The sequence below is a fragment of the Streptomyces sp. Ac-502 genome (assembly GCF_045222935.1).
GTDB lineage: Bacteria > Actinomycetota > Actinomycetes > Streptomycetales > Streptomycetaceae > Streptomyces > Streptomyces monomycini.
The window spans coordinates 4,183,404-4,202,663 of sequence record NZ_JBHFFO010000001.1 but is presented as its reverse complement, the minus strand read 5'-3'; the positions used below and the strand labels follow the sequence as shown (position 1 = coordinate 4,202,663).

Here is a 19,260-nt window from a genome sequence, read left to right as displayed (position 1 = left end):
GAACAGGACGGAATCCGGCAATTCCCCACAAGGTGGTGAGGGTGCTCCGAATCCGTACCGGGAGGTCGATGTGCCACGCGCCCAGCAACCTCCGGAGGTGGGCCGTCGCGTGCTGCGCCGGGTGGCCGCCGTGGCCACCGCCCTCAGTGCCGTCATAGCCACCTCCGTCATCGCGGGCCCCGCCACCGCGTCCGGGGAGCGCCGCCCTGTGCCCTGGCCCGTACCGACGCCCACCACTCCGAGGGCCTGGACACCTGGAACCGCGCCTACCCCCGCCCGGTCCGCACCCTTGACGCCGTCATGGTCTTCCTGTCCTTCCCCGATTCCGAGCCGGTCACCGCCCCCGCGAACTGGCCGCCGACTACTTCCCGGCCACCTCCCGCTTCTTCGAGCGCGCGTCCTACGGCCGCTTCACCCTGCGCCCCGACGTCCAGCGCCGCTGGGTGCGGATGCCGCAGACCTCCGGTACGTACGGCATACGCCGGGACTGGGACGCCGGCCGCCGCGGCGCCTACCTCCGCGACGCGGTCGCCGCCGCGGACGGCTCGGTGGACTTCAGCCGCTACGACGTCGTCTACCTCGTCGCCGACCCGGACGCGGCCGGCGTCGACTCCGACGCCACCAAGGTCGTCAACCTCGACCTGCCGCTGCGCGCCGACGACGCCGACCTCAGCCGGTTCGTCACCGTCTTCGAGCAGAGCCCGCCGGACCGCAACGTGCTCGCCCACGAGACCGGCCACGTATTCGACCTGCCGGACCTCTACCACCGGCCGCAGGACGGCAAGGGCGACTGGGACACGTACGTGGGCGACTGGGACCTCATGGGCAGCCAGTTCGGCCTCGCCCCCGACCCCTTCGGCTGGCACAAGTGGAAGGTCGGCTGGCTCGGCGGCCGCCAGGTGACGTGCGTCGCCCCCACCCGGGAGCGGCGGTCCTCCGTGCACACCCTGCGGCCGGTGTCCGCCCCGATGGGGCCGGGTGACGGGCGGAGGGCGCGGCTGCTGGTCGTCCGCACCGGCCCGCGCAGTGCGCTGGCCGTCGAGGCGCGCGGCGCGGTGGGCAACGATCACGAGATCTGCACCGAGGGCGTCCTGGTCTACCGCGTGCACAGCGAGACCGCGTCCGGGAGCGGCCCGGTGGAGGTGCTGGACGGGCACCCCGGTACCGAGGCGTGTTGGGGGACTTCCGTATTCCCCCAGCTCGCTGACGCGCCGCTCGGCGAAGGCGAAAGCCTGGACGACGCCCGGGACGGGGTGCGGGTGCAGGTGTACGGGCGGTCGTCCTCGGGGGACTGGACGGTCAAGGTGGAGCGGAGCGGCTGAGGGCGGGTGCCCGGGCCCGGCCGCTCGGCGGTTCTACGGCGTACGAAGAAGGCCCCCACCGAGGTGGGGGCCTTCTTCTGTCGGTGCGCCGCCAGGGACTCGAACCCCGGACCCGCTGATTAAGAGTCAGCTGCTCTAACCAACTGAGCTAGCGGCGCCTGCTGACGTGGAAAACATTAGCACCCTGATCGGGTGGCGCAAAAATCGATTCAGCGGAGCCCGCCCCGCACCGGGGTGCGCGGGGCGGGAAGCCCCGGGCGGGCCCGTGTTCCGGGGCTCCGGGGCGGTGGTGGCGCTGGTCACAGGGGTGGGGTGAGGCGTGGCGCCGTTCGGGTGGTGGCGGGCTCGGCAGGGGCGTCGGGCGGCGCGGTGGCGACGGTGGTGGCGCGCCGGGCGGCACGTATGCAGGCCCAGAGGAGGGCGCCCGGGCCGGGGAGCCAGGGGTGGCGTACGTCCGGGGCCACCAGCCAGCGGGAGGCGGTGAGGTCCTGAGCGCTGTGGCCGGATCGGGGGGCGGGGTCCGTTTGGGGTGCGCGGGGGGAGTGCGGGGAGTGAGGGGAGCGGGGAGTGAAGTCGGTGTGAGGCGGGTGGGGGTGTGGGGCGGGTCCGGCTGGGGTGGCTGGGGTGGCTGCTGCGGGAAGAGGGGCGGGACGGTCACCGCGTCGCCCGGCCCGTGGCAGAGCAGCGGCGGTACGGCGCCGGACCACTCCTCCCAGCCGAGCAGGGCGGGCAGCCGCCGGGCCGTGCCGGGCTCGGCGAACAGCAGGATGCGGCCGCGGTGGGTGGCGACGGGGCCGGACCCGGGCCCCACGGTCCATAAGCGGTCCACCAGGTCGCGTCCGAAGAGCGCGGGTGCGTTGATCACGTCGAAGACCGTGCCGCACGGCAGCGTGCTCGGCGCCTCCGGGCAGGACGCCCACCGGGCGTGCACGTTCTCGGGGCACGGGTCGGCGGAGGCGAGCCAGTCGGCGCCGGCGAGGGTGACGTACGCCGCGGTGTGGAACGCGGCGGGGGCGGGTCGGCGGGGGTACTCGGAGGGCCAGTCGCTCATGGGCCCTGGTCTACCGGTGGGAGGTGTTCCGTTTCTGCGGAATGGCCGAAATCGGGACAGGACGGGGCGGTGTGGGGTATGTTCCCGCGCCCGCATATGCCAGCGGCCCATGATCAATCTGCGTGATCATGGGCCGGGCCGATGCGGGACGCGCATCCAGCGCCGGTACGGGCCGATGTCGGCGGGCAGGGGCCGATGCGGGTGGGTGCGGGCCGACGCGGGTGGGGCGGGTCGGTGCGGAGATCCTTCAGGGGCCGATGCGGGCTGATGCGAGTGCGTTCAGGGGCCGACGCGGGTGATGCCGGACCGGGGTGATCGAACGGCGGATGCCGGAGCTGCCGAACCGTTCAGTCGGTGGCGTCCAGCCGGCTGCCGCCACCACTGCGCAGCAGGCCGCGGCCGAACTCGACCATCTTCGCCGCGTAGTCCTCGGTCCAGTCGGCGCGCTCCGCGATCACCGAGAGCGGCAGCCGGTCGAAGCGCCGGGGATCGGCGAGATGGGCCGCCGCCATCGCCTGGAACTCGGTGGCCCGGTCCGCAGCCGCGCGGAAGGCGAGCGTCAGCTCGGTGGAGCGGGTGAGCAGCTCCTTGGGGTCCTCGATGGACTCCAGGTCGAAGAAGTGCTCGGGGTCGGACGTGGCCTCCGGAGGCTCGAAGAGCAGCGGAGCCGGTTTCAGGCGCCGGGGCGCGGAGGCAGCTCCGCGCGGGTCGGAAGCCGGTTGCGGCTCGGACATGTACGTACCTCCTGGATCGTGTGCCGCGTTCCATTGTCCCGCGCCGCGCAAGTGCGCCTGGCGACGCGCCCCTACGGGGTTCGGCCGCCCGCCGGGGGCGGCACGCCGCATGCCGCGCGCCCCCGTTCCGCGCCCGCCCCGCCACCGTACGACCGCACGCGGCGCACACGGACACAAGTGCGCCGCGCCGACCGATACGCGCCCTCGCCCGCCCGCATGCGCGGCGGCACGCGATGCTGCGCGGGTCGGCCCGGCGTGGCCCGGCCGGGACCGGTCCGGCTGCCCCGGCCTGGTCCGTCCCGGCTGTCCGGTCCCGACCTGGTCCGTCCGGGCTGTTCCGGCTGTCCGGCCGCGCACCGGCTGTCTCCCGGCCGGCCGGTCACGGCCGCCACGCCACCCGGTGTTCGTTCAGATGGGCCAGGACCGCGTGGTTCGCCTCCCAGCCGTCCGGGAACTTGACCGTGACGCCCAGTTGGACGGGGTCCGCCGAGGGGTGTTCGTCCAGCAGTTCCGGTATGCCGGCCCGGCTGACCACGATGCAGGCGTGCCGGTGGCGCGAGGCCAGTACGCACAGCCGGCCGGTCTCCAGGTGGAAGGCGGTCGCGTCGGGGCGGCCGGAGAGCGGGTGCAGGAAGACCGTGACGTCGAACTCCCGGCCCTGGAGGCGGTTGGCGGTGTCCACCGCGACACCGCCGACGCCGAGCCCGGCCAGCGCGGCCCGTACCGCCGCGGCCTGGTCGCGGTGGGCCGTGCCGACCGCGATCCGGTCGGCGGTCAGCGGCGTCGGCTCGGGGCCGCGCTCGCTGGTCGCCGCGCCGCCCCGGTCGAGCAGCCGCCGCACCACCCGCGCGATGGCGTGCACCGCCTCCGGGTCCGTACGCGGCGTGTGGCGGGCGGGCAGTTCGAGCAGGCCCCAGCCGGACTCGGCGGCCTCGTCCAGCACGCGGTCCACCCCCGAGCCGTCGGACGGCACCCCGAAGGCGAGCCGCCGGTCGCCGTGGTCCGTGCCGCTGCGGAACGGCGTGTACGGGTAGAACGCGTCGGAGACCAGCCGTGCGGCGGAGGCTGGCAGCCGCCACGACACCGGCAGCCGGTGCTGCGGCAGGCCGGGGTTGTGCGCGAGCAGGGTGGTCACGGCGCTGGCCGACGGGTCGTAGGCGAGCCCGGCCCACTGCTCGGCGCCGACCACGCTGAACGGGTCCAACTGCCCCGGGTCACCCACGAACAGCGCCCGCTCGAACAGCCCGCCGACGGCGAGCAGCGCGTCCGAGCGCATCTGGTACGCCTCGTCCACGATGGCGTGCTGCCACGGCTCGTCGACCTTCGTGTACGCCCACTTGGCGGCTGTCGAGACGACGATGTCCAGCCCGGCCAGGTCGGCGACCTTCGACGACGTACGGACGGCGGGCAGCTCCGCCAGCGCGGGGTCGAACGCGCCCGGCTCACTGCTGTGCAACCGGCCCACCGGCAGCTCGGGGTCCTTCTCGGCGATGCGCAGCACCAGGTCGTCCACCTGGGCGTTGGTCTGCGCGACGATCATCAACGGGCGCCCGGCCGCGGCCAGTTCGCGAGCCGCCCGCACCACCAGGGTGGACTTGCCCGCGCCCGGCGGTGAGTCCACGACGACGCCGCGGTGCGTACCGTGCAGCGTGCTGTGCACGATCGCGTCGGTGGCCTCGGCCGCCGCCGCGCCCGGGTCGAAGGGCGTCGCGCCGGGGGCGGACGGCGCCGAGCCCGGGGCAGTGGGCGGAACGGTGTGCGGGGAGCCGTCCGGCCGCCGGGCGGCGGGCATGCCGGGGTGCGTGGGGCGGGCCTCGGTCACAGGAAGTCCTCCGCGGTGACGGGATCGGGCTGGTCCACGGGCAGTACGGCGGTGTCGGCCACGGGCGGCCCGCCGTGCGTCCACGGCGTGTCCTCGGGCTCGGGCAGCTCCGGGCCGCCGCGCGGCTGGTGCTCGAACAGGGTCCAGCACACCCGGTCGCCGGGCTCGGGCACCGACCCGGGCTCCGGGGTCTTGCCCCGCCCCATCCCACCGGTCAGCCGGACCACCAGCCCACCCGGTCCGTCCGCCGTGTACCCGACGAACTCGGCGGGCTGGGCCTTGCCGTCCGGCAGCGCGCGGTACAGCTTGCCGCCCTCGGTCAGCTGCGGCCGGTCGCCCGTCACCAGCGTCACCAGCGGGCGCGGCATCGGCCGCCTGCCCTCCGAATACGCCATCTCGACCCCGGTCACCTCGCCGGCCAGCGCCTCTCCGGCGAGCCGGCGGCCCGCCATGACCAGCGGGTCGTCCAGCGCCTCCTGCGCGTCCAGCTGGGCCTGGGCGGTCTCCCGGGAGGCGAGCTTGCGGGCGGCCGTGATGGCGTCGTCCCGCTTGGGCTGCGGCGGCTCACCGGCCCGCACCCGGTCGCGGTGGGCGGTGTACGACCAGCGGTCGCGTTTCCAGCGGTCGGCCACCCTGGAGCCTTCCGGCAGGGACCGCAGCAGGTCGATGCCGTGCCACACGGCGTCCCAGGCGGGGCGCAGCTGGCTCTCGACCAGCTCCCGGACCACGTCCTCGGCGCCGGGCAGGCCCGCGTCGTAACGGGCCATCGCCGGGGCGAGGCGCTTGTTGTCGAACGCCGGGTCCGTGGCCGGGCCGGCCGGCGGGCACAGTAGCTGGCCGTCCGCGTCCCGCGCCGTCTCCGCGCGCCGCGCGGTCGCCGCGCCGGGCTCGCCCCCGGGCGGGTCGATCCAGGCGAGCAGCGCGCCCAGGTGCTGGTCCTCCAGGTTGCTCTGGCCGGTCGCCCAGTGGCGGGCGAGCAGCCCGGTCATCGGCAGCAGCAGGCTCGCGCCCGGCACCCGGGCCCGCTCGCCGAAGTGGGTGAACCAGCGGCCCAGCAGCGGCACATGGGGAGGCGCCGGATGCGGGGTGTCCGGGTCCTGGTCGGCGGTCCGCCGGAACCGCATGGACCGGCCCAGCAGGCGCACGTACTCCACACCGGCCGCGCTCGGCACGATCACCTGCGGCGCGTCGGCGCACAGCTCGACCTCGACCGGGACCTTCTTGCCCGTCTCGGGGTCGGTCTCCTTGCGCTGCTCGGTCTCGACGGTGTCCGCGTACCCGTCCACGTACGGCAGGACGGTCTCGGCCAGCTCGGCGAGGAACGCGAACCGCAGGTCACGGTCGCGCGGCTGGGGTACGGCGAGCAGCTGCGGCTTCTCGCGGTCCGTGCCGACCAGCGCGCCCAGCGGGGCGCCCGCCTCGCCCGAGGTCGTCAGCGGGACGAACACCAGCGGCCGGGCGGACAGATGCCGGTGCCGGACCGTCGTCAGCGGCTGCGCGCGGCCCGCCGCCACCGCCTCCATCCTGGCGAGCACCTCGATCAACGACATGCGGGCACCCCCTCGGCTCCGCCGGCCCGTTCCCCGGACCGGTCCGCTGTCTCCCCGGGGCCGGCGGTTACGGTGCCACCTGCACCGGCACCCGCCAGCGCCTCGGCGCGCAGGGCCGCCGCCCGGCGCAGGGCTTCGGCGGCGGGCACGTCCGTATCCGTTGCCGCGTCTGCGCACGTTGCGGCGTCCGCGTCCGGGGCGCAGGCCGTCGCGACGCCCGCGCCCGCGGACCCGCCCGTCGCGTCGTCCGCCCCGCTCCCCGTACGCGCCGCCGCCAGGACCTCCTCGACCGTACGCAGCCCGCCCAGCTCACCGCGCACACCGCGGCCCAGCGACTCCACGGCGCCCGCGGCCCGCGCCTGCTCCCGGCAGTGGAACGCCAGCTCGCAGGCGGACAGGCACTCCGGCGCGTACGCCGCGTCCACGGCCTCGACCGCCTCGGCCAGCTCGGCGGCGGGCCGCGTCACCGTCCTCCCGTCGTCCGCGAGCCGGAGGTCGAAGGTGGTGCCGGGCGGGAGCTGCCCGGCGATCTCCTCGACCTTGGTGAGCCGCTGCAACTGACGCCTGGTCGTCGCCAGTTGTTTACGGATGTCCACGGCCTCGGCGGTGGGGAGGTTCGCGAAGTCCTTCGGGCAGACCAGCAGCACCCGGTCCCGGACCGTCACCGTACGGCCCGTGCTGGCGTGCACCTGGTCGGCCACCCGCTGGAGCGCGAGCACGTACACCGCGGCCTGCCGGGCCGCCGCGCCCACCTTGGCCGGGTCGGCGGAACCGTCGATCATCGGGAAGGACTTGATCTCCACGACCGTCCAGCCGCCGTCCGGATGCACCACGACCGCGTCCGGCTCCAGGTAGGCGGGCGAGCCGGCCACGTCCAGGGTGAGCAGCGGGTGGTCCAGCAGGGTCCAGCCGCCGACGGTGGTGGCCTCGCGCAGGGCCAGCGCCGTACGGGCCGCGCGCCCCTCGGGGCCCGCGGCGGACAGGTCGGGAACGGCGACCCGGCCGGGCTCGGGGCCTCCGCGCCGCCGCCCATGCGCTCGTACAGCAACATCATCAGGTCCGCGCCGCCGTCCGCCTTGACGCGGGCCTCGAAGGAGTTGCCCCGGGCCAGCGCGAACTGCGACTGCCCGAAGGCCGCGGGCGAGCCGAGGGCGCCCGCGAGCGCGGTCTTGTCGACCCCGGCGCCGTCCAGCAGCGCGCGGCGGCGGCAGCCGGGGTTGGCGGCCAGCGCGGCGAGCGCGCGGGCGTCCAGGGGCCGCGGCCGTACGCCGGGGCCGCGCAGCTCACCGAGCCGCTGTCGCAGCCCCGTCGTCGGCTGCGGCAGCGGAGGCGGCTCCGGCGGCCGGTCGGCCGCGGCGGGTCGGCTGTCGCGGAAAACGTTCACCCGCGGAAGTCTGGCATCCGCCACTGACATTCGCGGATTCCCCCGGCGTTCTGGCGGCCGGAAGATCGCGCACGGCACCCACGAGGGAGCCGATTCCCGCGCCCGCGAGCAGGCCGTTCTCCGCGCTTGTCACGGGGGTGAGCGCTGCTGCTACGGGGACGCCCGCGCCGGCCACCCGGCCGTCCGCGCCAGCCACCCGGCCGCCCGCCCGGAATCGCCCGCGCACCCCGTCCGCCAGCCGCAGCGCCGGGCGCGTCAGCAGCAGGCCCAGGCCCATCACGGCCGTACCGGCCAGCGCGTCGAGCAGGTAGTGGTTGGCGGTGCCCATCACCACCAGCACGATCAGCAGCGGGTACGCCACCCCCAGCGCCCGCGTCAGCCGCGACCGGCCGTGCCGCCACAGCACCACGCCGCACCACAGCGCCCACCCCACGTGGAGGCTGGGCATCGCCGCGAACTGGTTCGTCATGCCGCCGAGCCCGCGCGGCGCGCTCGCGTCCTCGCCCCACCACCCGTAGGACGAGAACTGCGCCATGGTGTCCGCGAACCCGCTGCCCGTCTCCAGCAGGCGGGGCGGCGCGGTCGGCAGCAGCGTGAAGCCGACCAGCCCGATGAGGGTGGCGGTCATCAGCCACGTACGGAGCGCCCGGTAGTGCGCGGGGCGCCGGTTCCACAGCCATACGAGGACCACCGGCGTGACCAGGTAGTGCAGCGAGGCGTACGCGAAGTCGGCGGGGACTCCGAGGGCGGGCGTGGCGGTGAAGAGACGATTCAGCGCGCGTTCCGGGTCGAGCCGCAGCAGTTCTTCCCACCGCAGGATCGTCTGTCCGTGCCCGGCGGCGGTGTGCGCGTCGCCGCGGGCCACGAGGCGGCCCGCGGAGTAGGCCGCGTACACGAGGGCGAGCAGTGGCAGTTCCGTCCACCACCGGAGCCGGCTGCCGGATGCCGCTGGGCGGCGCGCTACGGCGTCCATCCTGGTCGTTCTCCAACATGCGTGGCCCGTGGCGGATCGGTCGCGGGCCTGGTGCGAGGGGTGCGGCGCGGTGCGGCACCCGTCGGCGCGGAAAACGCCGACTCTCCACCGTACGCCGTATGGCGCGATACTCCCGGCGGGGAGGGCCCACCCCGGTGGTGCCGGGCGATGCGCGATGATGGAACGGACGGCCACCGCAACGAGGCGACGCGAGCCGGACCCCGGCCGGGCACCGGACGGGCGTCGAACGAGCAGCGACAGCCCCGCAGCGGGCTCCGAAGACGGAAGAGCCGAGCAATCGGCCAGAGGTATTCCCCATGGCACCGCGCATTCTGCTGGCCCGGCACGGGCAGACGGAGTGGTCCCTGTCCGGCAAGCACACCGGCCGTACGGACATTCCGCTCCTGGAGGAGGGCCGCCGCGGCGCCGAGCTGCTGGGGAAGCGGCTGCACCGCGCGCCCTGGGACGGCCTGCCGGACGTCGAGGTCCGCACCAGCCCCTGGTGCGCGCGAAGGAGACCTGCGAGCTGGCCGGCTTCGGCGACCGGGCCGAGGACTGGGACGCGCTGATGGAGGTCGACTACGGCGCGTACGAGGGCCTGACGCCGGCCGACATCAAGGCCGGGCGCCCGGACTGGCTCATCTGGCGCGACGGCGTCCCCGAGGGCGAGACGCTGGCCCAGGTCGCGGCGCGGGCCGACGAGGTCGTGGAGTGGGCGCGCTCGGCCGACCGGGACGTCCTGGTCTTCGCGCACGGCCACATCCTGCGCTCCCTGGGGGCCCGCTGGCTCGGCCTGGACGTCTCCTTCGCCGCCCGCATCCGCCTGGAGCCGACGTCCCTGTCCGTACTGGGCTGGGCGTACGGGGAGCCCGCCATCGAGCGCTGGAACGACACCGGCCACCTGGGCTGAACCCCGGCGCGGCGGGCCCGAAGGGCGGCGGCCCGCCGGAGCCCGGGCCCGCGCACGGCCGGAACCCCGGGCCCGTACCCGGCCGGGCCCCCAGGGTCGGACCCGGGGCCCTCCCGGGAGGGCCCCGCCCCCCGGGAGGACCCCGTCCCCCGGGAGGACCCCGTCCCCCGGGAGGGCCCCGCCCCTACCCCTGCCACCCGCCCCACGGCCGCCCCGCGCCCCCATCGCTCTGCTGCCCCGCCCGCGCACCGTACGCCGTCCGCCGCCCGCCCTTGCCGACCGTCGTCCGCACGGGCGGCCGGGTGGCGGCGTGCCGGTCCAGGAACGTGCCGACCTCGCCGCCCGCCTTCCCCGCGCCGTTCCGGTACGCCCGCAGCGCCCGTGCCGTCGAGTCCAGCATCGTGCGGATCCGGGCCGACCGGACGTCCTCCAGGAGGGCCAGCGCCCGCGTACCGGCCCTGGCGGCCTCCTCCGGTGCGCGGCTGAGTGCGAGATCACCGGCCAGCTCCGCGGTGAACAGGGCGATGTTCCGGGTGAAGTGCGGGTCCTGGAGCGCCACCGCCCGGCGTGCGTGCGTCGCCGCGCGCCCCTGATCGCCCAGTGCGGACCAGCACTGCGCCTCCAGGCCCGCCAGCTCGGCCTCCCCGTAGAAGGACATCCACTCGGGGTCGTCGTCGGACGGCCCCCTGGCGAGCAGCCGCTGCGCCCGTAGGAGTGCCTGCTCGCAACTCCTGCGGTCGCCCAGGCCCGCCCAGCCGCCCGCCTCGCGCAGCGCCAGGAGGGACAGCAGGCGCGCCGAGCCCAGGTTCTTCGCGGCCAGCTGGGCGGCCTGCGCGGCGCGTACGGCCTCCCGGGGCGGTCCGCGTCGCGCGCCAGGAAGGCGGTGTTGCAGAAGGCGTGTGCCTCCAGGGCCGCGTCACCGGCCACCCGGGCGGTGGCCAGCGCTTCGGCGTAGTGCGACCGGGCGTCGCCGAAGCGGCCCGAGTCGTGCGCCAGCCAGCCGACGGAGATGGCCAGCTCGCCCGCGCCCGCGTGCAGGCGGTCGCTGACGGAGCCGCGGTGCACCCCGGCGTCCAGCAGCTCGTACGCGGTGCGCAGCGGCTGCGCGGCACGCCGGTAGAGGCCCTCGCCGCCGTGCCGGTCGTCCAGCAGCCGGATCCGGCGCACCGCCTCCTCCACGGCCGCCGCCTCCGAGGCCCCGGCCCTTCCGGGGCCGCCCTCCGGGGAGGGGCGCGGTACGCGGGGCACCGCGTCCGGCAGGCCGGGACCGGCCGCGGCCTCCGGGACGAACGGTGGCAGGGCGGTGAGCCCCAGCGCGGCGGCCGGGCCGCCCGTGATGAACGCGCGACGCAGCACGTCGCTCTCCTTGCCGGTCTGGATGTCCGTGTCGCGGCGGCCGGGTCCGGCCCCGGGTCCTGCCGGGCGCCCGGCGGCCGGTCCGGCGCCTGTCCATGTGCCGGGGGCGCCCCGGCGCCGCCGCCCGCCTCCCTTTCGTCGTCCTCCCGGGCCGTCCGGGCCCGCCGCCCGCGCACCGTCTCGCGGGGCGCGAAGCCCATGTCCGCGAGGGTGAGCCCGGGGAACATGTGCCGGAACACCCGTTCGTAGGCGTAGTTCGGGCACCGGATCTCCCCGGCCTCGACGCGGCCCACGTAACGGGCGTCGCACGCGACCTGCTCCCCGATCTCGCGCGCGGCGCGGCGTACCGAGGCCGCGAACTCGCCCGGGGACAGCCGGCCGCGCAGCTGCCGGAAGGCGCGGTTGGGCTGGGCGGGAACGTGCTGGGACGACGCTGATCTCGCGGCTGGCGATGCCATGGCGGAGCCTCCGTGCCCTCTCCGTGGCGGTGCCGCGGCCTGGCGGTGCGGCGGGATGACGGTACTAGCTGTGACCGCGTCGACACGCTGGGTTTGGCTACAAAACGGATATCTCACACCTGATCCGCCATGAAGTGCCATTCTTTGGGGCGGCCTGCCGCCGTAGCCGTTGACGTGTCCGGACGTTGAACAGGAGGTAAAGGGAGCGGCGCGTGCAGAGGAGGGGTTTCCGTGCGGGAGACCGGTGTGGCCGACGTCAGGACCGCCGTCAACGGTGAGACGGGTGCCGGGGGGCGGCGCACGGCGGTGCCGGACGTGCCGGGCGCGCGACGCACCCCAACGGCCGCCCGGGCGGGCACGGTTCGCCGGGCGTGGACCGGCGCTGGCCCTCCGCCGACTGCGGGGTGCTCCCCGAGGCGCCGCGAACCTGCGACCTGGTGACGGTGCCGGCCCGCCAGGGCCTGGAGGCGGTCGACATCCTGCGGCTGCGGGCCGGTGTCGGCCCGGTCCTGCACGACGACGCCTGCGACACCCTGGGCTTCCTCGTGCCGCCGGGCACGGCCGACGGCTGGGACCTGCCGGGCAGCGCCTGTACGCAGACGTACGAGCGCGAGGCGCCCGACGGGGGCGCGCGGAGCGTCCCCGGCGCCCCCGTCGAGCCGCCCGTCACGGGCACCGACTGGCTGGTGTCCCCGGACGGGGCGTGCGGCACGGCCACCGACCCCGTCGTCCTGCGCGAGGCCCTCGGCGAGGCGGCCCGCACGATCGAGGCCGTCGACCGCTGCCGCTGAGGCCGGCCGGGCCCCTTCTCCGCCTCCGCCGTCGCCGCATGCTCTGACCTGCGGCTACGCGGCATACTGGAGGCATGGCGAAGAGCAGGCGCGGCCGGTCCCGTACGGGGCCCGAGGCCGTGGTGGAAACCGTGGACGGCGGCATCGCCGAACTGCGTCCCGACCGGGACCGGCCACGCGGCTGGACCCTGCTCGTCGACGGCGCCCCGCAGTCCCACGTGGACCTGGACGACCCGGCGTACCTGGACTTCGCGTACCAGCGCCGCCTCGGTCACATCGCCGACCTCGCCGCCCCGCCCGGCAAGCCCCTCCAGGTGGTGCATCTGGGCGGTGGGGCGCTGACGATGGCGCGCTACGTGGCGGGCACCCGGCCGCGCTCGACCCAGCAGGTCGTGGAGATCGACGCGCCCTTGGTGCAACTGGTCCGCCGGGAACTGCCCTTGGAAAGTGGCTGGCGGATCAAGGTGCGCAACGCGGACGCGCGCGCGGGGCTCGCCAAGGTCCCGGACGGCTGGGCAGACCTGGTGATCGCGGACGTGTTCCGCGGCGCGCGGACTCCGGCGCACCTGACCAGCGCCGAGTTCGCGGGCGAGGTCGCGCGGGCACTGCGGCCCGGCGGCTGGTACGCGGCGAACCTCGCGGACGGCCCGCCGCTGGCCTTCGTGCGGGCGCAGGTCGCCACCGTCCGTACGGTCTTCCCCGAGCTGTGTCTGACCGCCGACCCGGCCGTCCTCCGGGGCAAGCGCTTCGGGAACGCCGTCCTGCTCGCCGCCGCCGGACCGCTTCCGGTCGCCGAACTGACCCGGCGGGCCGCGACCGACCCGCAGCAGGGCCGGGTCGAACACGGGCGCGCGCTCCTGGACTTCACCGGGGAGCGCAGCCGGTGACGGACGCGACCGCGGTGGACTCGCCGTCCCCGCCGCCCGCCGTCTTCACCTGAGCGCGCGCCGGGGAGAGCCGCGCGGGCGGCCCCGGGGACACCCGGTCAACGTCGGCTCTATGTCGCGTGGTTGTCCGTCTCGACCGTCGGCGGGTGGCCGTTCCAGGCGCAGATGACCGAGGTGTGCCCCGTGCCGCCCCGGAAGTCGACCCGGAGCCACTGGTCCTGCCGCCACACCTGCATGTCCCAGCCCGTTTCCGGGGTGGCCGACACCAACTGGGCGGAGTGGGTACCGAGGTCGACGACCACCCGGCCGCCCGCGGTGGAGAAACTTTTCACCGTGCTGCCCGTACCGACCGGGGCGTCGGTAACGGGCGGCGGGTGTGGGCCGCTGCCCGTACCTTTTCCGCCACCGCCGGACGCGCTTCCGTCACCGCCGGACGTGCCACTGTCGTCCTTTCCGGGCCGGTCGCCCGGTCCGGCGGGCTGCCCGGGGCGGGGGAGGCCGGAGCGGTCGGCCTGGGCCGGTGCGTGGAGGAGGCGCGGGGGAGATTCCGCCGTCGGTACCGGTGGACGCGGACGGCGTGCTGTCGGAGAGCGGGAGCGCGCGCGGCGGGTCGTACGCCGTCCCCGCCAGCACCGTGTGCACCCCGAACCACGACAGCGTGACGGCGGCGCCTGTCGCCAGCGTCCAGGCCGCCGTGTGAACCAGTCCTCTGTGCATCTGGCTCATATTGCACCACGCACCCCGCCGGGCCGACGGGCCGGAGGGCCCGCGGCGGGCGGAACGAAGGCGGTACCGCGGGAGGTTACGGGGCAGGGCGGATGCGACGGGCAACACCCGCTGAAATGCGGGCCGACGGTACGGTCCACGGCGTCAACCTCAGGTAAAGAAGTGCCCTCGAATGGCGTACGGTGCCGCCCATGGCAAGTGTGCTCGTGGTCGAGGACGACCAGTTCGTGCGCTCCGCCCTCATCCGGCACCTGACCGAGGCGTCCCACACGGTACGCAGCGTCGGAACGGCCCTGGAGGCGCTGCGCGAGGTGGCCCACGTCGGCTTCGACGTCGTCATCCTGGATCTCGGCCTGCCCGACCTGGACGGGGCGGAGGCCCTGAAGATGCTGCGCGGGATCACCGACGTACCCGTGATCATCGCCACCGCGCGGGACGACGAGGCCGAGATCGTCCGCCTGCTGAACGACGGGGCCGACGACTACCTGACCAAGCCGTTCTCGGTGGAGCACCTCTCCGCCCGGATGGCCGCCGTACTGCGCCGCTCCCGGAGCGCCGCGGCGGGCGGCGAGCCGCCGTCCCGGGTGCTCCAGGTGGGCGGCCTGAGCATCGACCCGCTGCGCCGCCAGGCCGAACTGGACGGTACGGCGCTCGACCTGACCCGCCGCGAGTTCGACTTGCTCGCCTTCCTCGCCGGCCGGCCGGGCGTCGTCGTACCCCGCAGGGAACTCCTCGCCGAGGTCTGGCAGCAGTCCTACGGCGACGACCAGACCATCGACGTCCACCTCTCCTGGCTGCGCCGCAAACTGGGCGAGACGGCCGCGCGGCCGCGGTACCTGCACACCCTGCGCGGGGTCGGCGTGAAGCTGGAGCCGCCGCTGTGACGCCCCCGCGCACGGGGCGCCGCGGGGCGTACGCGCCGGAGCCGCCCGCGCGGACCGGGCCCCGCCCGGCGGCCCCTCCGGAGCCGGCGTCGTGAGATGGGCGCTGGTCAAGGTGTGCCTGGCCGTCACCGCGATAGTCGTGGTGGCCTTCGCCGTACCGCTCGGGCTCGTCGTCAAGGAGATGGCCAAGGACCGCGCGTTCTCCAACGCCGAGCGGCAGGCGGCCACCATCGGGCCCGTCCTGGCCATCACCACCGACCACGCGCAGCTGGAACGGGCCGTCGCCAGCACCGAGAGCGGGGCCCAAGGGCGTATCGGCGTCCATGTGCCGGCGGCCGGCAAGGGCGGTGAGCCGGCCGGGATCGGGTCCCGGCGGGCCCGGCCCGCGGACGTCGACGCCGCGGTCGACCTCGGCCGCGCCTCCATCACTCCGGTGCCCGGCGGCTCGGTCCTGCTCCAGCCCACCGCCGTGGCCGCCGGCATCGCGGTGGTCGAGGTGTACGTGCCGGACGCCGCGCTCACCAACGGCGTCACCACCTCGTGGGCGCTGCTGGCGGCCGTCGGTCTCGCGCTGGTCGTCGGCTCGGTCGCCGTCGCCGACCGCCTCGGCACCCGTATGGTGCGGCCCGCCGAGCGGCTGGCCGGCGCCGCCCACGACCTGGGCCGGGGCAAGCTGGGCGTACGGGTACGGGAGGACGGCCCCAGGGAACTGCGCGCGGCGGCCGCCGCCTTCAACGCGATGGCGGACCAGGTCGTCCAGCTGCTGGCCAACGAACGCGAGCTGGCGGCGGACCTCTCGCACCGCCTGCGCACCCCGCTGACCGTGCTGCGCCTGAACGCCGCCTCGCTCGGCGAGGGCCCGGCGGCCGACCAGACCCGCGAGGCGGTCGCCCAGCTGGAGCGCGAGGTCGACCAGATCATCCGTACCGCGCGGCAGCAGAGGGCGCACGCCCAGCAGGTGTCCGCGGCGGCCGGCTGCGACGCGGCCGAGGTGATCCGGGAGCGGATGGACTTCTGGTCGGCGCTCGCGGAGGACGAGGGGCGCACGGTGCGCGTCGCGGGCGCGGACCGGCCGGTACGCCTCCCCGTCGCACGCCCCGACCTCGCCGCGGCCCTGGACGCGATGCTCGGCAACGTCTTCCGGCACACCCCCGAGGGCACCGCCTTCGCGGTGGACGTGCACAACGCCGAGGACGCGGTGATCGTGCTGGTCTCGGACGCGGGCCCGGGCATCGACGACCCGGACGCGGCCCTGCGGCGCGGCCACGGGGACGGCGGCGACGGATCCACCGGGCTCGGCCTGGACATCGTGCGGCGGCTCGCCGAGACGACCGGCGGGGACGTCCGGATCGGCCGGTCCGTACTGGGCGGCACCGAGGTACGGGTGTGGCTGGCGCTGGACGGCGCACGGCGGGCGCGGGCGGGACGCCGCCGGCACACCGGGCACCGGCTGCGCCGACGGCTGGGACGGCGCCTCGGACGGTCACGGGGGCGGCGGGCGGCGGGGCGTGCACAGGGCGGCAGTGGCGGGGAGTGAACGATGCGGCCGGAGCCGCGGCCGTGCCGTCGCCGGACCGGCAGCCGGGCTCCGTCGGGGCCGGTGCGCCCCCTGCTCTTAACCGGTCCCTTTCGCTCCCTTAACGCCGCCATAAGGCTTCCATCTGCCGTACCGAAACCGGCTTTTGTCCGTTTGCCGATCGCTAGCGTGCGGGACGCGCCACCGCACCACCGCCCCCACGACGAACAGGCAGGCACGACATGAGTTCCTCGGCACACCGCCGTCGTAAGACCCGCAAGGCCAAGCTGATCGGTACGGCAGCGGCGGCCGCGCTGGCGGCGGGCGGTGCCTTCGCCGTCGCCGGTTCGGCACTGGCCACCAAGGCACCCGAAGGCGGTACGGCGGCCACGGCCGGCGGCGCCTTCTCCCCTACGTCGACACGTCCCTGTACCCCGTGTACGACCTGGCCGACACCGCCAAGAAGACCGGGGTGAAGACCTTCAACCTTGCCTTCGTCACCTCCGGAGGCGGCTGCGAGCCGAAGTGGGGCGGCTCGGGCGGGCTGGGCGACGACGCCGTGGCCCGGCAGATCCCGGCCCTGCGCGAGGCCGGCGGCGACGTACGGATCTCCTTCGGCGGCGCCAACGGCTCCGAGCTGGGGCTGGCCTGCAAGTCGGCGGGCGAGCTGGCCACCGCCTACGGCAAGGTCATCGACAAGTTCGCGCTCAAGAAGGTGGACTTCGACATCGAGGGCGGCGCGCTGCCGGACGCCGCCGCCAACACCCGACGGGCCAGGGCGATCGCGCAGCTCCAGAAGAAGCACCCGGGCCTGGACGTCTCCTTCACGCTGCCGGTCATGCCCGAGGGCCTGACGCAGGACGGTGTGAACCTGATCGCCGACGCCAAGAAGAACGGCGTGCGGATCGGTGCCGTCAACATCATGGCGATGGACTACGGCGCCTCCTACGACGGCGACATGGGCCGGTACGCCGTCCAGGCGGCGACCGCCACCCAGGCGCAGCTCAAGAAGACGCTCGGCCTCGGTGACGCGGCCGCCTGGAAGGCCGTCGCCGTGACCCCGATGATCGGCGTCAACGACGTGCAGAAGGAAATCTTCACGGTCGAGGACGCCAAGGAACTGGTCACGTTCGCTCAGTCCAAGCACCTCGCCTGGCTGTCGATGTGGTCCTCGACGCGGGACAAGGCCTGTCCGGGCGGACCGCAGAAGTCCGCACAGCCGACGTGCAGTTCCATAGCCCAGAAGCCACTCGACTTCACCAAGGCGTTCGGCGCGTACTGAAGTCCGGCACCTGCGAGAGCTGACCGGCACCACGCACCGGACGGGCCGGACACAGCACCGAGCCACACCCCGGGCGGGACACAGCGGCCACCCCCGCCGCTGTGTCCCGCCGCCCTCATGAGGCGGTCACATCGGTCCGCGGCGCGGGAAGTTCGCCGGTCCGCGCCACGCCCGCGTACCAATGGGCGCTCGACTTCGGCGTACGGGCCTGCGTCGTGAAGTCCACGTACACCGAGCCGAAGCGCTTGCTGTAGCCGTACGCCCATTCGAAGTTGTCCATCAGCGACCACAGGAAGTAGCCGCGCAGGTCGGCGCCGTCGGTGACCGCGCGGTGTGCGGCGGCGAGGTGACCGTGGAGGTAGGCGATGCGCTCCGGGTCGTGCACCGCGCCCTCGGCGTCGGGCAGGTCGTCGTAGGCCGCGCCGTTCTCGGTGACGAACAGGGGCAGCCCCGGAACCTCCCGGTGGAAGCGCATGAGCAGGTCGTAGAGGCCGGTCGGATCCACCGACCAGCCCATCGCCGTACGGTCGCCCGGCGGCTGGTGGAAGGCCACCCGGTCGGCGCCCGGCCAGGGCGAACCGGCCCCGGCGCCGTGCCCGTCGTGCCGCGGCAGAGGGGCGTTGTCAGTGCCGCCTGATACCACTGTGGGTGTGTAGTAGTTGATGCCCAGCGCGTCGAGGGGGTGCTTGATGACGGCGAGGTCGCCATCACGGACGAAGGTCCAGTCGGTGATACGCGCGGTGTCCGCGAGGAGGTCCGCGGGGTACGCGCCGCGCAGCAGGGGCCCGGTGAAGATACGCGTCGCCAGCGCGTCGATCCGCCGCTGAGCCTCCAGGTCCTCGGGCGCTCCGGTGCGGGCCCGTACGGCCGCCGGATTGAGACTGATCATGATCCGGCCGCGGGCGGGCAGCGCGGCGCGCAGTGCCTGGGCGGCGAGCCCGTGCGCGAGGTTGAGGTGGTGCGCGGCGCGCAGCGCGGCCTCCGGATCGGTGCGGCCGGGTGCGTGCACCCCCGACCCGTAGCCGAGGAACGCGCTGCACCACGGCTCGTTGAGGGTGGTCCACCACTCGACACGGTCGCCGAGGGCTTCCGCGACGATCGCCGCGTAGTCGGCGAAGCGCTGCGCGGTGTCCCGGTGCGGCCAGCCGCCGCCCGAGGCGGAGCCGCCGTGGATGTCGGCCTCCAACTCCTGCGGCAGGTCCCAGTGGTAGAGCGTGAGCACCGGCCGGATGCCGTGGGCGAGCAGGTCGTCGACGAGCCGGCGGTAGAAGTCCAGGCCGCGCTGCACGGCGGGGCCGCGGCCGGTCGGCTGCACCCGCGACCAGGAGACGGAGAAGCGGTAGGCACCGAGCCCGAGGGCGGACATCAGCTCCACGTCCTCGTGGCGCCGGTGGAAGTGGTCGACGGCGACGTCACCGGTGTCGCCCCCGGCGACCTTGCCGGGGGTGTGGCTGAAGGTGTCCCAGATCGACGGGGTGCGGCCGCCCTCCCGGGCGGCGCCCTCGACCTGATAGGCGGCGGTGGCCGCACCCCAGACGAAGCCGGGCGGAAAACGAAGGGGGCAGGACATGGCGGTACTCCCGTTCACGAGGACGCGGCGCACGGCACGGGCCG

The 19,260-nt window shown here is 75.2% G+C and carries 9 protein-coding genes, 1 tRNA gene and 8 pseudogenes; 7 read left to right on the top strand and 11 right to left on the bottom strand.

Features of this window, described 5'->3' with window-relative positions; all coding sequences use genetic code 11:
• Positions 1-70: 70 nt before the first annotated feature.
• Positions 71-1,322 (top strand): annotated as a pseudogene (locus ACEXOX_RS18860) (M6 family metalloprotease domain-containing protein).
• 84 nt (positions 1,323-1,406) lie between these two features.
• Here ACEXOX_RS18860 and ACEXOX_RS18855 read toward each other — a convergent pair.
• The 8 genes and pseudogenes from ACEXOX_RS18855 to ACEXOX_RS18820 all read right to left on the bottom strand — a co-directional run bounded on the left by ACEXOX_RS18855 (position 1,407) and on the right by ACEXOX_RS18820 (position 8,836).
• A tRNA-Lys gene (locus ACEXOX_RS18855) sits at positions 1,407-1,480 on the bottom strand.
• Positions 1,481-1,621: 141 nt separating this feature from the next.
• Positions 1,622-1,804 (bottom strand): annotated as a pseudogene (locus ACEXOX_RS18850) (hypothetical protein); the annotation flags it as partial.
• A 151-nt stretch (positions 1,805-1,955) separates the two neighbouring features.
• Positions 1,956-2,373 (bottom strand): annotated as a pseudogene (locus ACEXOX_RS18845) (hypothetical protein); the annotation flags it as partial.
• 347 nt (positions 2,374-2,720) lie between these two features.
• Positions 2,721-3,107, bottom strand: a complete 387-nt coding sequence (locus ACEXOX_RS18840) for a hypothetical protein (protein ID WP_406522009.1) — start codon at positions 3,105-3,107, stop codon at positions 2,721-2,723.
• Positions 3,108-3,486: 379 nt separating this feature from the next.
• Complete coding sequence (locus tag ACEXOX_RS18835; protein ID WP_406526391.1) at positions 3,487-4,899, bottom strand: AAA domain-containing protein; 1,413 nt, start codon at positions 4,897-4,899, stop codon at positions 3,487-3,489.
• Between the two features lie 26 nt (positions 4,900-4,925).
• Positions 4,926-6,479: a hypothetical protein gene (locus ACEXOX_RS18830; RefSeq protein ID WP_406522007.1), complete on the bottom strand. Its 1,554-nt coding sequence runs from the start codon at positions 6,477-6,479 to the stop codon at positions 4,926-4,928.
• Positions 6,470-7,863: pseudogene (locus ACEXOX_RS18825) on the bottom strand (hypothetical protein). The gene ACEXOX_RS18830 and the pseudogene ACEXOX_RS18825 overlap by 10 nt, the downstream one beginning before the upstream one ends.
• Complete coding sequence (locus ACEXOX_RS18820; RefSeq protein WP_406522006.1) at positions 7,763-8,836, bottom strand: phosphatase PAP2 family protein; 1,074 nt, start codon at positions 8,834-8,836, stop codon at positions 7,763-7,765. The pseudogene ACEXOX_RS18825 and the gene ACEXOX_RS18820 overlap by 101 nt, the downstream one beginning before the upstream one ends.
• A gap of 317 nt (positions 8,837-9,153) precedes the next feature.
• On the opposite strand from ACEXOX_RS18820, the pseudogene ACEXOX_RS18815 reads away from it, so the two are divergent.
• A pseudogene (locus ACEXOX_RS18815) lies at positions 9,154-9,746 on the top strand (histidine phosphatase family protein).
• A 184-nt stretch (positions 9,747-9,930) separates the two neighbouring features.
• Here ACEXOX_RS18815 and ACEXOX_RS18810 read toward each other — a convergent pair.
• Positions 9,931-11,560, bottom strand: a pseudogene (locus tag ACEXOX_RS18810) (tetratricopeptide repeat protein).
• A gap of 371 nt (positions 11,561-11,931) precedes the next feature.
• Here ACEXOX_RS18810 and ACEXOX_RS18805 point away from each other — a divergent pair.
• Both ACEXOX_RS18805 and ACEXOX_RS18800 read left to right on the top strand, forming a co-directional pair.
• The gene (locus tag ACEXOX_RS18805; RefSeq protein WP_406522004.1) at positions 11,932-12,351 is read left to right on the top strand and encodes a hypothetical protein; all 420 of its coding nucleotides are present in this window, start codon (positions 11,932-11,934) and stop codon (positions 12,349-12,351) included.
• Positions 12,352-12,425: 74 nt separating this feature from the next.
• Positions 12,426-13,291 (top strand): annotated as a pseudogene (locus ACEXOX_RS18800) (spermidine synthase).
• 57 nt (positions 13,292-13,348) lie between these two features.
• On the opposite strand, the gene ACEXOX_RS18795 reads toward ACEXOX_RS18800, so the two are convergent.
• Entirely contained in the window at positions 13,349-13,570 is a 222-nt protein-coding gene (locus ACEXOX_RS18795) for a hypothetical protein (protein WP_406522002.1), read from the bottom strand.
• 585 nt (positions 13,571-14,155) lie between these two features.
• Here ACEXOX_RS18795 and ACEXOX_RS18790 point away from each other — a divergent pair.
• The 3 genes and pseudogenes from ACEXOX_RS18790 to ACEXOX_RS18780 form a co-directional block, all read left to right on the top strand.
• Positions 14,156-14,848, top strand: a complete 693-nt coding sequence (locus ACEXOX_RS18790) for a response regulator transcription factor (protein WP_030025232.1) — start codon at positions 14,156-14,158, stop codon at positions 14,846-14,848.
• A gap of 91 nt (positions 14,849-14,939) precedes the next feature.
• Positions 14,940-16,385 (top strand): ATP-binding protein, encoded by a 1,446-nt coding sequence (locus ACEXOX_RS18785; protein ID WP_406522000.1) that lies wholly within the window; start codon positions 14,940-14,942, stop codon positions 16,383-16,385.
• A 338-nt stretch (positions 16,386-16,723) separates the two neighbouring features.
• Positions 16,724-17,646, top strand: a pseudogene (locus ACEXOX_RS18780) (chitinase); the annotation flags it as partial.
• Positions 17,647-17,761: 115 nt separating this feature from the next.
• Here the strand turns inward: ACEXOX_RS18780 and ACEXOX_RS18775 are convergent.
• A complete protein-coding gene (locus tag ACEXOX_RS18775; protein WP_406521998.1) occupies positions 17,762-19,216 on the bottom strand; it encodes a GH1 family beta-glucosidase in 1,455 nt (484 codons plus the stop codon).
• Positions 19,217-19,260: the final 44 nt, after the last annotated feature.